The sequence below is a fragment of the Buttiauxella sp. S19-1 genome (assembly GCF_022134725.1).
GTDB lineage: Bacteria > Pseudomonadota > Gammaproteobacteria > Enterobacterales > Enterobacteriaceae > Buttiauxella > Buttiauxella ferragutiae.
In genome coordinates this window covers 1-14632 of sequence record NZ_JAHWLU010000065.1, presented here as the reverse complement: position 1 = coordinate 14632, position 14632 = coordinate 1, and the positions used below count along the sequence as shown (strand labels likewise).

General features: G+C 54.1%; 15 protein-coding genes. 9 read left to right on the top strand and 6 right to left on the bottom strand.

Going from position 1 to position 14632, the window contains the following annotated elements:
* Window positions 1–22 precede the first annotated feature (22 nt).
* The 6 genes from flhA to hypA all read right to left on the bottom strand — a co-directional run bounded on the left by flhA (window position 23) and on the right by hypA (window position 5956).
* Window positions 23–2107 (bottom strand): formate hydrogenlyase transcriptional activator FlhA, encoded by a 2085-nt coding sequence (gene flhA, locus MES37_RS14815; RefSeq protein ID WP_121814708.1) that lies wholly within the window; start codon window positions 2105–2107, stop codon window positions 23–25.
* A 137-nt stretch (window positions 2108–2244) separates the two neighbouring features.
* Window positions 2245–3255 carry a hydrogenase expression/formation protein HypE gene (gene hypE, locus MES37_RS14810; RefSeq protein ID WP_121814707.1) on the bottom strand — a complete coding sequence of 337 codons (1011 nt, stop codon included), beginning with the start codon at window positions 3253–3255 and terminating at the stop codon, window positions 2245–2247.
* A gap of 113 nt (window positions 3256–3368) precedes the next feature.
* On the bottom strand, window positions 3369–4490 hold the full coding sequence (gene hypD, locus MES37_RS14805; protein ID WP_232887263.1) for a hydrogenase formation protein HypD: 1122 nt from the start codon (window positions 4488–4490) through the stop codon (window positions 3369–3371).
* A complete protein-coding gene (locus MES37_RS14800; protein ID WP_034499454.1) occupies window positions 4490–4750 on the bottom strand; it encodes a HypC/HybG/HupF family hydrogenase formation chaperone in 261 nt (86 codons plus the stop codon). Before MES37_RS14800 ends, hypD begins: the two co-directional genes overlap by 1 nt.
* Window positions 4741–5604, bottom strand: a complete 864-nt coding sequence (hypB, locus tag MES37_RS14795) for a hydrogenase nickel incorporation protein HypB (protein ID WP_121814706.1) — start codon at window positions 5602–5604, stop codon at window positions 4741–4743. Before hypB ends, MES37_RS14800 begins: the two co-directional genes overlap by 10 nt.
* Window positions 5597–5956 carry a hydrogenase maturation nickel metallochaperone HypA gene (gene hypA, locus MES37_RS14790; RefSeq protein ID WP_064542445.1) on the bottom strand — a complete coding sequence of 120 codons (360 nt, stop codon included), beginning with the start codon at window positions 5954–5956 and terminating at the stop codon, window positions 5597–5599. Before hypA ends, hypB begins: the two co-directional genes overlap by 8 nt.
* 583 nt (window positions 5957–6539) lie before the next feature.
* On the opposite strand from hypA, the gene hycA reads away from it, so the two are divergent.
* From hycA to hycI, 9 genes are all read left to right on the top strand, one after another.
* Entirely contained in the window at window positions 6540–6995 is a 456-nt protein-coding gene (hycA, locus tag MES37_RS14785) for a formate hydrogenlyase regulator HycA (protein ID WP_064542442.1), read from the top strand.
* A gap of 81 nt (window positions 6996–7076) precedes the next feature.
* Entirely contained in the window at window positions 7077–7682 is a 606-nt protein-coding gene (locus MES37_RS14780) for a 4Fe-4S dicluster domain-containing protein (protein WP_064542565.1), read from the top strand.
* Window positions 7679–9487 (top strand): formate hydrogenlyase subunit 3, encoded by a 1809-nt coding sequence (hycC, locus tag MES37_RS14775; protein WP_064542439.1) that lies wholly within the window; start codon window positions 7679–7681, stop codon window positions 9485–9487. The genes MES37_RS14780 and hycC overlap by 4 nt, the downstream gene beginning before the upstream one ends.
* 10 nt (window positions 9488–9497) lie before the next feature.
* A complete protein-coding gene (locus tag MES37_RS14770) occupies window positions 9498–10424 on the top strand; it encodes a respiratory chain complex I subunit 1 family protein (RefSeq protein ID WP_064542436.1) in 927 nt (308 codons plus the stop codon).
* Between the two features lie 17 nt (window positions 10425–10441).
* The gene (locus tag MES37_RS14765) at window positions 10442–12151 is read left to right on the top strand and encodes a hydrogenase large subunit (RefSeq protein ID WP_064542433.1); all 1710 of its coding nucleotides are present in this window, start codon (window positions 10442–10444) and stop codon (window positions 12149–12151) included.
* A 135-nt stretch (window positions 12152–12286) separates the two neighbouring features.
* The gene (locus MES37_RS14760) at window positions 12287–12829 is read left to right on the top strand and encodes a formate hydrogenlyase complex iron-sulfur subunit (RefSeq protein WP_064542431.1); all 543 of its coding nucleotides are present in this window, start codon (window positions 12287–12289) and stop codon (window positions 12827–12829) included.
* A complete protein-coding gene (locus MES37_RS14755; protein WP_121814705.1) occupies window positions 12829–13593 on the top strand; it encodes an NADH-quinone oxidoreductase subunit B family protein in 765 nt (254 codons plus the stop codon). Before MES37_RS14760 ends, MES37_RS14755 begins: the two co-directional genes overlap by 1 nt.
* Window positions 13593–14003: a formate hydrogenlyase maturation HycH family protein gene (locus MES37_RS14750; RefSeq protein WP_064542425.1), complete on the top strand. Its 411-nt coding sequence runs from the start codon at window positions 13593–13595 to the stop codon at window positions 14001–14003. Before MES37_RS14755 ends, MES37_RS14750 begins: the two co-directional genes overlap by 1 nt.
* Window positions 13996–14472: a hydrogenase maturation peptidase HycI gene (gene hycI, locus MES37_RS14745; RefSeq protein ID WP_064542421.1), complete on the top strand. Its 477-nt coding sequence runs from the start codon at window positions 13996–13998 to the stop codon at window positions 14470–14472. Before MES37_RS14750 ends, hycI begins: the two co-directional genes overlap by 8 nt.
* Window positions 14473–14632 lie beyond the last annotated feature (160 nt).

The window sequence follows — 14632 nt, the reverse complement described above, 5'->3', positions numbered from 1 at the left end:
ATAATGTAGGGTTATAACTAGTTTATATTCCCTCTTTATCAATCCCCAAGCGTTTCATGCGCGAAAGCAAGGTGGTGCGTTTTAGCCCCAGCCGTTGTGCCGCACCGCGCGGGCCAGCAACTACACCGTTGGTCTCTTTTAGCACACGCAAAATTCTCTGCGCCTCATCTTCCCCTTCACGAATTTCTTCGCTCGCCACCAGACGCGCTGGTTTTTCTTCCGGCTGGATGTAATCCATTTCCGGTAAAGAAAGGTGCAGCACATTGCCGCGAGTCAGCAGCACCGCACGTTCAATGACATTTTCCAGTTCACGAACGTTGCCCGGCCAGTCCATACGGCTTAACGTACGTAAAGTTTCAGCCGGAATACTGTCGATATTACGGTTCATACGATGAGCGATTTTAAAGGTGAAAGATTTCACCAATAGCGGAATGTCTTCCGGGCGCTCACGCAGCGGCGGCAGCGTAATGGGGAATACGTTCAGGCGATAATAAAGGTCACTACGGAATTCGCGCTCGACCACCATCTCTTTGAGGTTGCGGTTGGTCGCGGCAATTAAGCGTACGTCCACCTGCTGAACTTTGTTGCTACCCAGCCGCTCAAATTCCTGCTCTTGCAGCACACGCAACAGTTTAGGCTGCAGTTCGAGCGGCATATCACCGACTTCATCAAGGAACATCGAGCTTTTGTCGGCCAGTTCAAAACGCCCGATACGCTGCGTGTTAGCACCAGTAAACGCACCACGTTCATGGCCGAACAGGTCACTTTCCAGTAATCCGGCAGGCATCGCCGCACAGTTAATTTTCACCATGCGGCGGCTGTTACGCTCGCTGAGGTTGTGAATCGCCCGGGCAATCAGCTCTTTACCGGTGCCAGTTTCACCGAGGATTAGCACCGTACTGTCGCTTTTCGCCACCATTTCAACTTGTTTGAGCACGTTGGACATCACGTCGCTGCGGCCAATAATCTCGCCAAAATCACTGGCGACATTATTGATTTGCTCGGTGAGGTAGAGGTTTTCGTCGACGAGATTTTCTTTTAAGCGATTGATTTCCTGGTACGCCAGCGCGTTGTCCACCGCAATGGCAATACGCTCAGCAATCTGGCGCAGCAGTTTAAGGTTTTGCGGGGTAAAGACCCCTGCCTCGCATTGCGCCAGCTTCAGCACACCCAGCATGTTGTTGCCAAAGGTCAGCGGCAGCAGGCACAAAGTCTGGATTTGGTTGCCCCACATTTCAAACAGCATGCGCTCATACGGCGCGAGTTGGTCACCGTGATGCAGATTCAAAAGCAGCATTTCACCGCTTTTGAATACGCGTTCGGAAAGCGTACCCGCCAGTGCCACATCGCTCTGGTCGTGGATAGACGACTGCTCTTTCACGAAATGCGTGGAGTAGACGGTCAGGCGGTCTTTGCGGTTGCCGCGCAAAACGATGCTGATGGAATCTATCGAGAAATAGTGATGAATTTCGTTGGCGATTTCGCTGATCAGTTCATCGAGATCGAGCCTGGAGAGCACGGAATTAGTCACGGCCACCAGGATACGGAAATCGTCACGTTCGCGGCACAGTTGCTCATAATCGTGGCTGGAATCGAGCCGCGACTGGATTTGTTCTGCCACCAGCCCAACCACTTGCGCCAGCGTATGCAGGCGATTAAGTTCTTTGTCGGTCCAGGGGGCGTCGTTATTACGAATAAACTCGCAGCCGCCAAAGATTTTACCTTCAGCCGCCAGAGGCAGCAGGCAATAGCGACTAAATGGCGCATACAGCTCAAGGTTCATCACCTGCGGCCAGGTGTCGTTAAATTCTTCTTCGGTACAAATCAGCGCTTCCGGGCGCGACAGTACACGCCGCACGGGCCCATTAGCCAGCACCATTTCATCTTCGTAATGCAGTTCTTTGCCGTGTATATCCAGGCCATAAAAGGCCACACGCTGATGCAACGGATGGTAAAGCAGAATATTCACTCTGTCCGCCAGTGCGCCCTGCTTTGCCATTTGTGTCAGGCAGTGGGCAAGCGCCGGGAGATCAGGTTGCTGCAACAGGGTGCGCGTTATATCAAATAAACCCTGTTGCCCGAGATCGCTCATCGGTGTGTATGGCATTTTGCTTATCCAATTGGTAGTGCGGAGGCGGTGGATGACGCTGGCGCTTATCCACCCTACGAAATCAAACGCCGGCGATTTGTATTATGAAACCGCTCAAGTGTAGCCAGGACGGCACTCGGCGTTCCTGGCTTAGGTCAACAAATCCGTGGTAGCGGCTCTGAATGTGGCAAATCGAGTGTCCGTTTTACGCCATAAAGACCGGCGACTCGCACGCCTTTGCGCTCGACCACCTCACCAATAATAACGGCATCTTGCCCCAATGGATGTGCTTGTAAAGCCGCGAGAACACTTTCTGCGGCGTCCCTCGCAACCGCAATGACCAGTTTGCCTTCATTAGCAAAATTCAACGCATCAAGGCCAAGTAATTCACACACACCACGTACCGCAGGGTTCAGAGGTAACTGGCTTTCGGTGATTTCCATGCCGCATCCGCTTGAGGCAGCAAACTCATGCAGCACAGCATTTACGCCACCGCGCGTCGCATCACGCAGCGCTTTCACACCCGCAATATTCAACAAGGGCGCGATTAACGGAGTCAACACCGCGCAGTCACTCATCAACGCACCTTCTAAACCCAACGATTCCCGCAAGTTAAGGATAGTCGCTCCGTGGTCGCCCAGTGTTCCGCTAACGATTAACACATCGCCTGCGCTAATGTGTTGTGCGCCCCAGCTCAGCCCGGCAGGAATGGCACCGATGCCCGCAGTGTTAATAAACAGCTTGTCTGCCGCACCGCGCTGCACGACTTTGGTGTCACCAGTTACTACTGCGATACCCGCCGCTTTGGCGGTTGCCGCCATACTGGTGACCACGCGTTCCAGGGTTTCAATCGGCAAACCTTCTTCAAGGATAAACCCGCACGATAACCAGCGCGGGGTCGCGCCGCTGACGGCAACGTCATTCGCGGTTCCGCAAATGGCTAACTTGCCGATATCACCGCCGGGGAAAAACAATGGGTCGATAACGTAGCTGTCGGTCGAAAAGGCTAAGCGGTCACCGCTGGCGGTTAACTCAGCGAGCGGTAATCGCGCCTGGTCTTCTTGTTCTGCCAGCCATGGGTTATCAAACGCCTGCATAAACAAGTCGGCGATCAACTTTTGCATTGCCTGGCCGCCACTGCCATGGGCGAGTTCAATAGTTTTCATGATTTTTTACCTGTGTCGGACGGCTATGTCGGATGACGCTAACGCTTATCCGACCTACATTGGACTCGTTTTTGTAGGTTGGATAAGCGTTAGCGTCATCCAACGAAAAGATTTTATGCTTCGCACTCCTGACCGCGATACTGATACCACGCGGCACATGCGCCTTCGGATGACACCATCAACGCGCCAAAGGCATTTTGCGGGTTGCAGGTTTTGCCAAACATTGGGCACTGGTGCGGCTTGCAACGCCCGGTGAGCACATCACCACAACGGGCGAGCGGGTCGTCGTAAACCTGCTGCGGTGCGGGTTTGAAATGGTCTTCGGCATCAAACTGGCGATAACCTTCTGTCAGTTGCACACCAGAATCACTGATAGTGCCAAGCCCGCGCCATTCGGCATCACCGCGCACAGTAAATACTTCGGCAATCGCCTGCTGCGCAAGGTTATTACCCGCATCCGGCACCACACGTTTGTATTGGTTTTCCACTTTGCTGTGCTGATGGATTTTCTGCTCCACCAGCATCACCACGCCTTGCAGCAAGTCGAGCGGTTCAAAACCGGCAACCACCAGCGGGCGATGATGTTGAGTGGCAATAAAGTCATAGGCTTCTGTGCCTATGACCATGCTGACATGGCCTGGTGCCAGGAAAGCATCAATGCCGTTGTCGGGCTGCTCCAGCAGACTGCGCAGTGTAGGAATCAGCGTTATATGCTGGCAGAAAAAGTAAAAATTGTTGATGCTCTGCGTTTTGGCTTGTTGCAGGGTGATAGCCGTGGTCGGCATGGTGGTTTCAAAACCGAGGCCGAAGAACACCACTTTGCGCTCCGGGTTCTGGCTCGCCATCGCCAGGGCGTCCATTGGCGAATACACCACGCGCACATCTGCACCACGAGCTTTGGCCTGCATCAGTGAGCCATTTTTGCCCGGCACGCGCATAGCGTCGCCAAAGGTACAAAAAATCACTTCGGGATGGCTGGCGATTTCGATACATGCGTCAATACGGCCCATCGGTAACACGCAAACCGGGCAACCCGGCCCGTGGATAAACTCAATGTTTTCCGGCAGCAGTTGATCGAGGCCAAACTTAAAGATGGCGTGAGTATGCCCACCGCACACTTCCATAATGCGCAGCGGGCGTTGTGCTGTGTAGGCCAGCTTAGGCGCACGCTCACGCAGTACGTCTATCAACTGCATGACTTTTTCTGGCGCGCGGTATTCATCAACAAAATGCATCATCCGCGTTCTTCCCCAAACAACAGGCCGCCGACATCGGGTTCCACTTCAAACATGTTTTGCAGCGCATCGAGCGTGTCACGAGCTTCGGCTTCATCAATAATCGCCATCGCAAAACCGACATGCACCAGCACCCACTGGCCGATTTGGGCGTCGCCCACCAGCATCAGATTGACATCACGCTTGATGCCGCAGACGTCGACTTTGGCGCTGCCATCCGGCAAGCGTTCGACGATTTGACCCGGAATGCCTATGCACATCGCTGTGTCTCCAGCCAGTTCAGCCATTCGTCCATACCTTCACCACTCGTTGCAGAAACCAGCAGGATTTCAATATTCGGGTTCACCTGGCGAGCGTAGTCGAGGCACTTCTCAACATCGAACTGCAAATATGGCAACAGGTCGATTTTGTTGAGTAGCATTAATGAAGAGGCGGCAAACATATGCGGGTATTTCAGCGGTTTGTCTTCGCCTTCGGTCACCGAAAGCACCGCCACTTTATGGCGTTCGCCCAAATCAAAACTCGCCGGACACACCAGGTTGCCGACGTTTTCGATAAACAGAATGCCGTTGCGCTCAAGCGGCAGGCGTTGCATGGCGTCGCGGATCATCTGCGCATCAAGGTGGCAGCCTTTACCGGTGTTCACCTGAATCGCTGGCGTGCCGGTGGCGCGAATGCGTTCGGCATCGTTTACGGTTTGCTGGTCGCCTTCAATCACCGCGCAAGGTACACGGCCAATCAGGCGTTTCAGACTTTCCGTCAACAGTGTTGTTTTACCGGAGCCGGGGCTGGAAACCAGGTTCAGCACCAGTTGCTGCTGTTTCGCGAACTGTTCGCGGTTATAGATGGCGAGCTGGTTATTTTTATCCAGCACGTTGAGTTCGATTTCCAGCATCCGGCGTTGAGTCATGCCTGGCGCGTGAGTGCCTGCGGCACCATGGCCATAATGCAGGTCGCCTTGTTCATCGGCGGTGGGGGCAAATTTAACTCCAGTGATTGGCGTTAAAGCCCGTGCGGCTGGCGCGAAAGGTGCGCTACGGAATCCAGAATGCGGGTTGCGCTCGTCGCCTTCTATATACAGGTTGCCTTCAGCGCAACCACAAGTACTACACATGATTCGTCTCCTCTACTTCCAGACGCTTAATCTGCACGCCATCATCGGCAACGATGCGTAAATTGCTGCCCTCGCACAACGGACAACGCCGGACTAGCTGGGTTAACAAGGTGATGTGCTGCTGGCAGTCATAGCACCAGCATTCCGCTTCTTGCTGATGGATATGAAGCTGGCAACCTTCAGCGAGGGTGTCGCGGCACACCAGTTCGAAACAGAACTCCAGCGCGCTTTGTTCAACGCAGGAGAAAGCACCCACTTCCAGCCAGACGGCGGTGACACGTGTCGCGCCGTGTTGGCGGGCTTGAGCTTCGATGAGTTCCAGTGCGCGTTGGCAGAGAGTGATTTCGTGCATGTTGCCTCCGGGGTATCTGGGGGGAGGTAATGCAAGGATGATGCCAGGGTTTATATCCATTTCTCTGACAGACCGAATTTATTCCGTTCACTGAAAGTTTACCGATCCCTGAACTTACCGAAACGGTGAACGTCAAAAGCCGAACCGGTTTTGACCTTGAGTCCCGGTATAAATTGCCCCAGCGTTACCCATAAGTCAGGGCTGAGCTGCCGGGAGCAGCGAAAGAGAGCGATCGCCGGGAGCGAGTCGCGAACGACCCTGAACGTTGGGGATAAGCTGGGGTTTACCGCGCAGCGGCAATTTAATCACCGGGCGCCGGGGTTGCCAGGGGGCTGGCGTGAGCCACCTGGCACGTTCACCGTTCGCAGATATATGAAGGACCTGAGATCTCCCGGGTGAACGGAACACCACCTTACTCAGCATAAACAATGCTGACATTCCCCCGTCAAACATGTCGAAATGACATGTCAATCCTGTGGTTACTCACTCGCAATTAATACAAAAATCAATAATTTCAAAAAGATACAATGTTGGCACGAAACGTGCTCTGTAGACGCAACAGCAAAAACAGAGTGATTTAATAATGAACATTTGGGAACTGAGCGAAAAAGCCGAATACATTGCCGACAAGCACCAACGCTTGCTCACGCAGTGGCAACATTACTGCAATAGCTTGATTCAGGGCATCACCCTTTCTAAGGCCAAACTGCATCACGCCGTGGGATGCAACCCTGATGATTCACTGCGCTTCTTCTTATTTGACCATTTCGTCATTCACGTCCGCCTGGCAGAAGGCTTCAACAGCCACACCATCGAGTACTACGTCGAGAAGCGTAACGGCGAAGACAGAGTGTTGATTGCTAAAGCAATCCTTGATGACGAAGGCCGTATCGATAGCACCATCAGCAACCGTAGTCGCGACGATGTGCTCGAGCATTACCTCGAAAAAATCCATCCGGTATACGAAAGCTTGTACAGCGCAGTTCACAGCGACACGCCTGTGTCGATGGGCCAACTGCAACAAAGCTCTCAGGCTTGATAGTCATACGGGGTGTCGAAAACTGTCGAAACGGCAGCCGTCGGCACTATTTCGTCAAAAATGATGAAAATGATGAAAATGATGAATCGCTTTATAATCGCCGACTCCAAACTCTGCATGGGTTGCCATACCTGCGAGGCGGCTTGCTCTGAAACGCACCGCCTGCACGGCCTGCAATCCATGCCACGCCTGAAAGTGATGCGTGACGCGAATGATTCCGCGCCGCAAATGTGCCATCACTGTGAAGATGCGCCTTGTGCTGGCGTCTGTCCGGTAAATGCCATTAAACGCGTTGATGGCGCAGTACAGCTTAATGAAAGCCTGTGCGTCAGTTGCAAACTGTGCGCTATCGCCTGCCCATTCGGTTCTATCGAATTTTCCGGTAGCCGCCCCATTCATATCCCGGCTAATGCCAACAGCCCGAAAGCGCCTCCTGCACCGCCAGCCCCTGCGCGTGTCAGCACGCTTATCGACTGGGTGCCGGGCATCCGCGCTATCGCCGTGAAATGCGACTTGTGCAGTTTCGACGAAGATGGCCCGGCGTGCGTACGCACCTGCCCAACTAAAGCGCTGCGCGTGGTTGATAACAACGACATTGCCAAATCAAGCAAACGCAAACGTGAATTGACCCTGAGCACCACGCTTGGCGATCTCACCCTGTTTACCCAGCCTGAGGTAAAAAAATGAGTGCATTTATCCTGATTCATTGGGCACTAATGGGATTTGTGCTAAGCGCAGTGCTGGCAGGAATCACGGCATTTAATAAACCGCTGAGCGGTTTTATCGCCGGGATTGGCGGAGCTATCAGTTCGGTGCTGGTGCTGATTGCCGGTTTCGATGCCTTAACCGGCTTTAGCGGTATGGCACAAGTCTGGCAACTGCATTTACAGCTCAACGCCTTTAACGGCATCTGGCTGGTGACGTTGGGTCTGCCAGGTCTGTTTATCTCGCTGTTTAATATCGACTGGCATCGCCATCAGGCAGTCAAAGCCAATGGCTTGCTGGTGAACCTGGTGATGGCGGCGGCGGTTGCGGCACTGGTGGCTGATAACCTCGGCATGTTAGTGGTGCTGGCAGAAATCGTCGCACTCAGCGGCTACTTCCTGACGGGCTGCCAGAAATCCGGGCAGCTGTGGTTTGCGCTGGGCCGCCTCGGCACCGTGCTACTGGCCATCGCTTGTTGGATGCTGTGGAAACAGTACGGCACGCTGAGCTACGCCGAACTGCATTTGTTGACCAATGGCGCGCCAATCAGCTCCGTCGTCTGGTTGCTGGGTCTGGTTGGTTTTGGCCTACTGGCAGGCATTATCCCGCTGCACGGCTGGGTGCCTCAGGCACACGCCAATGCGTCTGCTCCTGCTGCGGCGCTGTTTTCTGCAGTGGTGCTGAAAATTGGTTTGTTCGGCATTATGAGTTTCTCACTGATCAGCAACGTGATTCCGCTGTGGTGGGGCATTCTGGTGGTGATTCTGGGGATGATTACAGCGTTTATCGGCGGCCTGTACGCGCTGATGGAACACAATATCAACCGCCTGCTGGCTTACCACTCGCTGGAAAACATCGGCATTATTCTGCTCGGCCTCGGCGTTGGCCTGATGGGTCTGGCGCTGAACGAATCCACGCTGGTTGCGCTGGGCATGATTGGTGGCTTGTATCACCTGTTCAACCATAGCGTATTCAAAACTACCTTGTTCCTCGGCGCAGGCGCAGTCTGGTTCCGTACCGGTCATCGCGATATCGAAAAGCTGGGTGGGATTGGCAAGCGTATGCCGCTGATTTCTATCGCCATGCTGATCGGCCTGATGGCGATGGCTGCTCTGCCTCCGCTTAACGGCTTTGCGGGCGAATGGGTGATTTACCAGTCGTTCTTCCACCTCGGCACCTTGCCGCTGTTTATCGCTCGCTTCTTAGGCCCGTTGCTGGCTGTAGGCCTGGCGATTACTGGCGCGCTGGCAGTGATGTGTATGGCGAAAGTTTATGGCGTTACCTTCCTGGGCGCACCGCGCACACCCGAAGCTGAAAACGCCACATCTGCACCGTTCTTGATGAACCTGAGTGTGGCTGCACTTGCCGCCTGTTGTGTGATTGCCGGTGTTGCTGCGCCATGGCTGATTCCGCTGTTGCAGAACGCTATTCCGCTACCGCTGCAAACCGCAAATACCACCGTTTCACAACCGATGATCACCCTGTTGCTGATTGCCAGCCCGCTGCTGCCATTGATTTTGATGGTGATTTTCCGTGGCGACCGCCTGCCAAACCGCTCACGCGGCACGGCCTGGGTCTGCGGTTACGACCACGAACAAGCGATGGTGATTACCGCGGGAGGTTTTGCTCAGCCAGTGAAAGCGGCATTCGCGCCACTGCTGAAACTTCGCAAAACCCTGAACCCGGTGAAATGGGTGCCTGGCTGGCAGTGCGATTGCTTAGCCGGTACGTTCCGTCGCCTGGCGATGATTGAGCTGGCGGTGTTGCTGGTTGCGGTTTGCGCTTAAGGAGCCTGAGATGAAGTTCATTTTATTACCCATGATTCAGGCGCTGGTGTTGTTTGCTATCGCGCCGCTGTTGTCTGGTATTACCCGCGTAACCCGCGCCCGCATGCACAACCGCCGCGGACCTGGCGTGATGCAGGAATATCGTGACCTGTTCAAATTGTTCAGCCGCCAGAGCGTAGCACCAGCCGCGTCCGGTTGGGTGTTCCGCCTGATGCCGTTTGTGATGGTTGGCGTCATGCTAACGATTGCCACCGCGCTGCCGGTCGTCACCCTCTATTCACCGCTGCCGTCGTTGGGCGATTTGATCACCCTTATCTACCTGTTCGCCATCGCCCGTTTCTTCTTCGCGATTGCAGGTCTGGATACCGGTAGCCCGTTTACCGGTATCGGTGCCAGCCGTGAAGCGATGCTCGGCGTATTGGTTGAGCCAATCCTGATTCTGGGATTGTGGGTTGCCGCGCAAGTCGCTGGCAGCACCCACATCAGCAATATCGCTTCCACCATTTACCACTGGCCAACTGCGCAGAGTTTAACGCTGATTCTGGCATTCGCCGCTTGTGCCTTCGCCACGTTTATCGAAATGGGCAAACTGCCATTTGACCTCGCAGAAGCCGAGCAAGAGTTGCAGGAAGGCCCATTGACCGAATACAGCGGGGCGGGTTTTGCGGTGCTGAAATGGGGTATTTCCCTCAAGCAATTGGTTGTGCTGCAAATGTTCGTTGGCGTGTTCCTGCCGTGGGGCCAGATGAGCGAATTTAGCTGGGGCGGCCTTGTCATCGCGCTGGTTCTGGCGGCAGTTAAGCTGGTGCTTGGCGTGCTGATTATCGCGCTGTTCGAAAACAGCATGGCGCGTTTACGCATGCTGGAAACTTCGCGCATTACCTGGGCCGGTTTTGGCTTTGCCTTTTTAGCCTTCGTCTCCTTGCTGGCGGCGTGATTTAAGAGAATTTATCTATGTCTGAAGAAAAGATTGGCCAACACTATCTCGCCGCTTTGCATAAGCAATTTCCTCATGCGGTGATCGACGAAGCGTGGCAGACCAAAGACCAAATCACCGTCAACGTGAAGCTCAACATGCTGCCAGAAGTGGTGGAATGGCTTTACTACCAACAGGGCGGCTGGTTATCCGTATTGTTCGGTAACGATGAGCGCCAGTTGTGCGGCAACTATGCGGTTTATTACGTGCTTTCAATGGAAACTGGCGTGAAATGCTGGATTACCGTGCGTGTAGAAGTCGATGCCGACAAGCCTGAATTCCCGTCCGTCACGCCGCGTGTGCCAGCGGCGGTGTGGGGCGAGCGTGAAGTGCGTGATATGTACGGCCTGCAACCTGTTGGCCTGCCAGATGAGCGCCGTTTAGTGCTGCCCGATGATTGGCCAGACGATTTGTATCCGCTGCGCAAAGACAGCATGGATTACCGTCAGCGCCCTGCCCCAACCAGCGATCAGGAAACCTATCAGTTCATCAATGAGCTGGGCAGCAAGAAAAACAACGTGGTGCCAATTGGCCCTCTGCACGTTACCAGCGATGAACCGGGCCACTTCCGCCTGTTCGTTGATGGCGAAAACATCATTGATGCCGATTACCGCCTGTTCTATGTTCACCGTGGCATGGAAAAACTGGCTGAAACCCGCATGGGCTACAACGAAGTCACCTTCTTGTCTGACCGCGTTTGTGGCATCTGTGGCTTCGCCCACAGCACCGCGTACACCACGTCTGTCGAGAATGCGATGGGTATCGTGGTGCCAGAACGCGCCCAGATGATCCGCGCGATTTTGCTGGAAGTTGAACGCCTGCACAGCCACCTGCTGAACCTCGGCCTGGCTTGCCACTTTGTCGGCTTCGACTCCGGCTTTATGCAGTTCTTCCGCGTACGTGAGATGTCGATGAAAATGGCAGAAATCCTCACCGGCGCACGTAAGACTTACGGCCTGAACCTGATCGGCGGAATTCGTCGCGATCTGTTGAAAGACGACATGATCCAGACACGCCAGCTCGCACAGCAAATGCGCCGCGAAGTGAAAGACCTGGTCGATATTCTGATGAGCACGCCAAACATCGAACAGCGTACCGTTGGTATTGGCCGTCTTGACCCGCAAATCGCTCGTGATTTCAGTAACGTCGGTCCAATGGTTCGCGCCAGCGGTCATGCCCGTGACACTCGCGCCGATCACCCGTTTGTCGGTTACGGTTTGCTGCCAATGGAAGTCCACAGCGAAACCGGCTGCGACGTGCTGTCGCGCCTGAAAGTGCGCATCAACGAAGTGTATACCGCGTTGAACATGATTGATTTCGGCCTTGATAACTTGCCTGGCGGCCCGCTGGCGGTAGACGGTTTCACCTATATTCCAAACCGTTTTGCACTGGGCTTCTCTGAAGCGCCGCGTGGCGATGACATTCACTGGTCGATGACCGGCGATAACCAGAAGTTGTACCGCTGGCGCTGTCGTGCGGCGACTTACGCCAACTGGCCGACGCTGCGCTACATGCTGCGCGGCAACACTGTTTCTGATGCGCCGCTTATCATCGGTAGCCTTGACCCTTGCTACTCCTGTACCGACCGCATGACGGTGGTTGATGTGCGTAAGCGCAAGACCAAAGTGGTGCCGTACAAAGAGCTTGAGCGCTACAGCATTGAACGCACCAATTCGCCGCTGAAATGATTGAGATGCCTTTGGCTAATACCACCCTCACCCTAACCCTCTCCCTGAGGGAGAGGGAACCTTCTTTTCCCCCTCTCCAGGGGGAGAGGGCCGGGGTGAGGGCAAATACAGCCAAAGCAAAACACCGGAGTCACCATGTTTAACTTCATCAAAAAAGCCATTAAAGGCGGCGTGGCCACTGAGTCGTACCCGCTACAGCCGATCGCCGTGGACCCAAACTTCCGGGGCAAACCGGAACATAATCCGCAGCAATGCATTGGCTGTGCGGCATGCGTTAACGCATGCCCATCCAACGCATTAACGGTGGAAACCGATCTGGTGGCCGGCCAACTGGCGTGGACTTTCAACCTTGGGCGCTGCATTTTCTGCGCACGCTGTGAAGAAGTCTGCCCAACTGCTGCCATCAAGCTTTCTCAGGAATATGAACTGGCAGTCTGGAACAAAGCAGATTTCTTGCAACAGGCGCGTTTTGACCTGTGCAACTGCCGCCAGTGCAGCAAGCCTTTCGCGGTGCAAAAAGAGATTGATTACGCCATTGCCCTGCTTGAGCACAACGGCGACAAACTTGCCGAAGCGCATCGCGCTGCGTTTGAAACCTGCCCGGAATGTAAACGCCAGCAAAGCCTGGTCTCTTCCGACCAAATCGACCTTAGCCGCCAAATTAGAGAGGCCAGCTAATGAGTATGTTACTCGGCCCACGCGACGACAACGGCATGCCAGTGCCAATGACGGTGGATGAATCCATCGCCGCGATGAAAACGTCGTTGCTGAAAAAGATTAAACGTTCTGCCTATGTTTATCGTGTTGACTGCGGTGGCTGTAACGGCTGTGAAATTGAAATTTTCGCCACCCTTTCACCACTTTTCGATGCTGAACGCTTCGGGATTAAAGTGGTACCGTCACCACGTCATGCGGACATTTTACTGTTTACCGGCGCTGTGACCCGCGCCATGCGTTCCCCCGCGCTGCGCGCGTGGGAATCAGCGCCGGACCCAAAAATCTGTATTTCTTACGGCGCGTGCGGTAATAGCGGCGGTATCTTCCACGACCTGTATTGCGTCTGGGGCGGCACCGACAAAATCGTCCCGGTCGACGTGTATATTCCAGGTTGCCCGCCAACACCTGCGGCAACGCTGTATGGTTTTGCTATGGCGCTAGGCTTGCTGGAGCAAAAAATCCACGCGCGCGAAGCCAGTGAAATGGATGCACAACCGGCGCAAATCCTGCATCCGGATATGGTTCAGCCACTGCGTGTTCGTATCGACCGCGCAGCGCGCAGCCTTGCGGGTTATCGCTATGGCCGCCAGATTGCTGACAGCTATATGGAAAATCTCACCGCCGGTGGCGGCAGTGTTCAGCAGTGGCTGGCACATGAGAACGATCCGCGTCTGACTGAGATCGTCACGCATCTGGAAGAACTGGTTAAGCAGGAGCGCGTGTAATGAGCGAGTCGGTGGTGTTTTGCCAGCTTAGCCGTAAGTTTGTCGATGAAAACGACAACACCCCGAGTGATGCGCAACAGGTGGTTTATTACAGCCTGGCAATCGGCCACCATCTCGGCGTTATCGACTGCCTGAAAGAGAACCTGGTTTGCTCGTTCGAGCCTTACAAAGCGTGGATTGCCACGCTTGAAGAGGGCAGCGAAGCGCGGCGTAAAATGGAAGGTGTGCCGCGTTACGGTGAAATCGTTATCGACCAAAGCCATGTGGTTTTACTGGCGAAAGCGTTTGATGCCGCAAAACCGAATCAAACTGAACAGCAGCAAGAATGGAGCCAGGCGTTGCTCGATATGCTGCAAGCCATTCAACAAGAACCCGCCATTTATTTGATGGTACGGAGACGCTATGACTAACGTTTTACTTTGTGTCGGCAACAGCATGATGGGTGACGACGGTGCTGGCCCGTTGCTGGCAGAAAAGTGCCAGGCCGCCCCACAAGGCGACTGGATTGTTATCGACGGCGGCACCGCACCGGAAAACGATGTGGTGGCGATTCGTGAATTACGCCCGCAAAGATTGCTGCTGGTTGATGCCACGGATATGGGCCTGAACCCAGGTGAAATCCGTATCATCGACCCGGATGACATCGCCGAAATGTTTATGATGACCACCCACAACATGCCACTTAATTATTTGATCGATCAGATTAAAGAAGATGTTGCCGAGGTGATTTTCCTCGGCATTCAGCCTGATATTGTTGGTTTTTACTACCCAATGACCGACGCGATAAAAGCGGCGGTGGAAACGGTGTATCAGAGCCTGGCAGGCTGGGAAGGTAAAGGCGGCTTCACGGATTTAGAAGCACCTGATTTTGAGATGTAATGACGGCTGGGCATGGATGCCCATTCACGTCCTGTTTTTATCTCTTTACCAGGGAAGGATGCGAGCTAAATAATAGACGTTACATCGACGAACAGTCCCCCAACCAATAGAAATGCAACGTCAAATATCATTGATCAAATTAATTTATATAAAATTACTG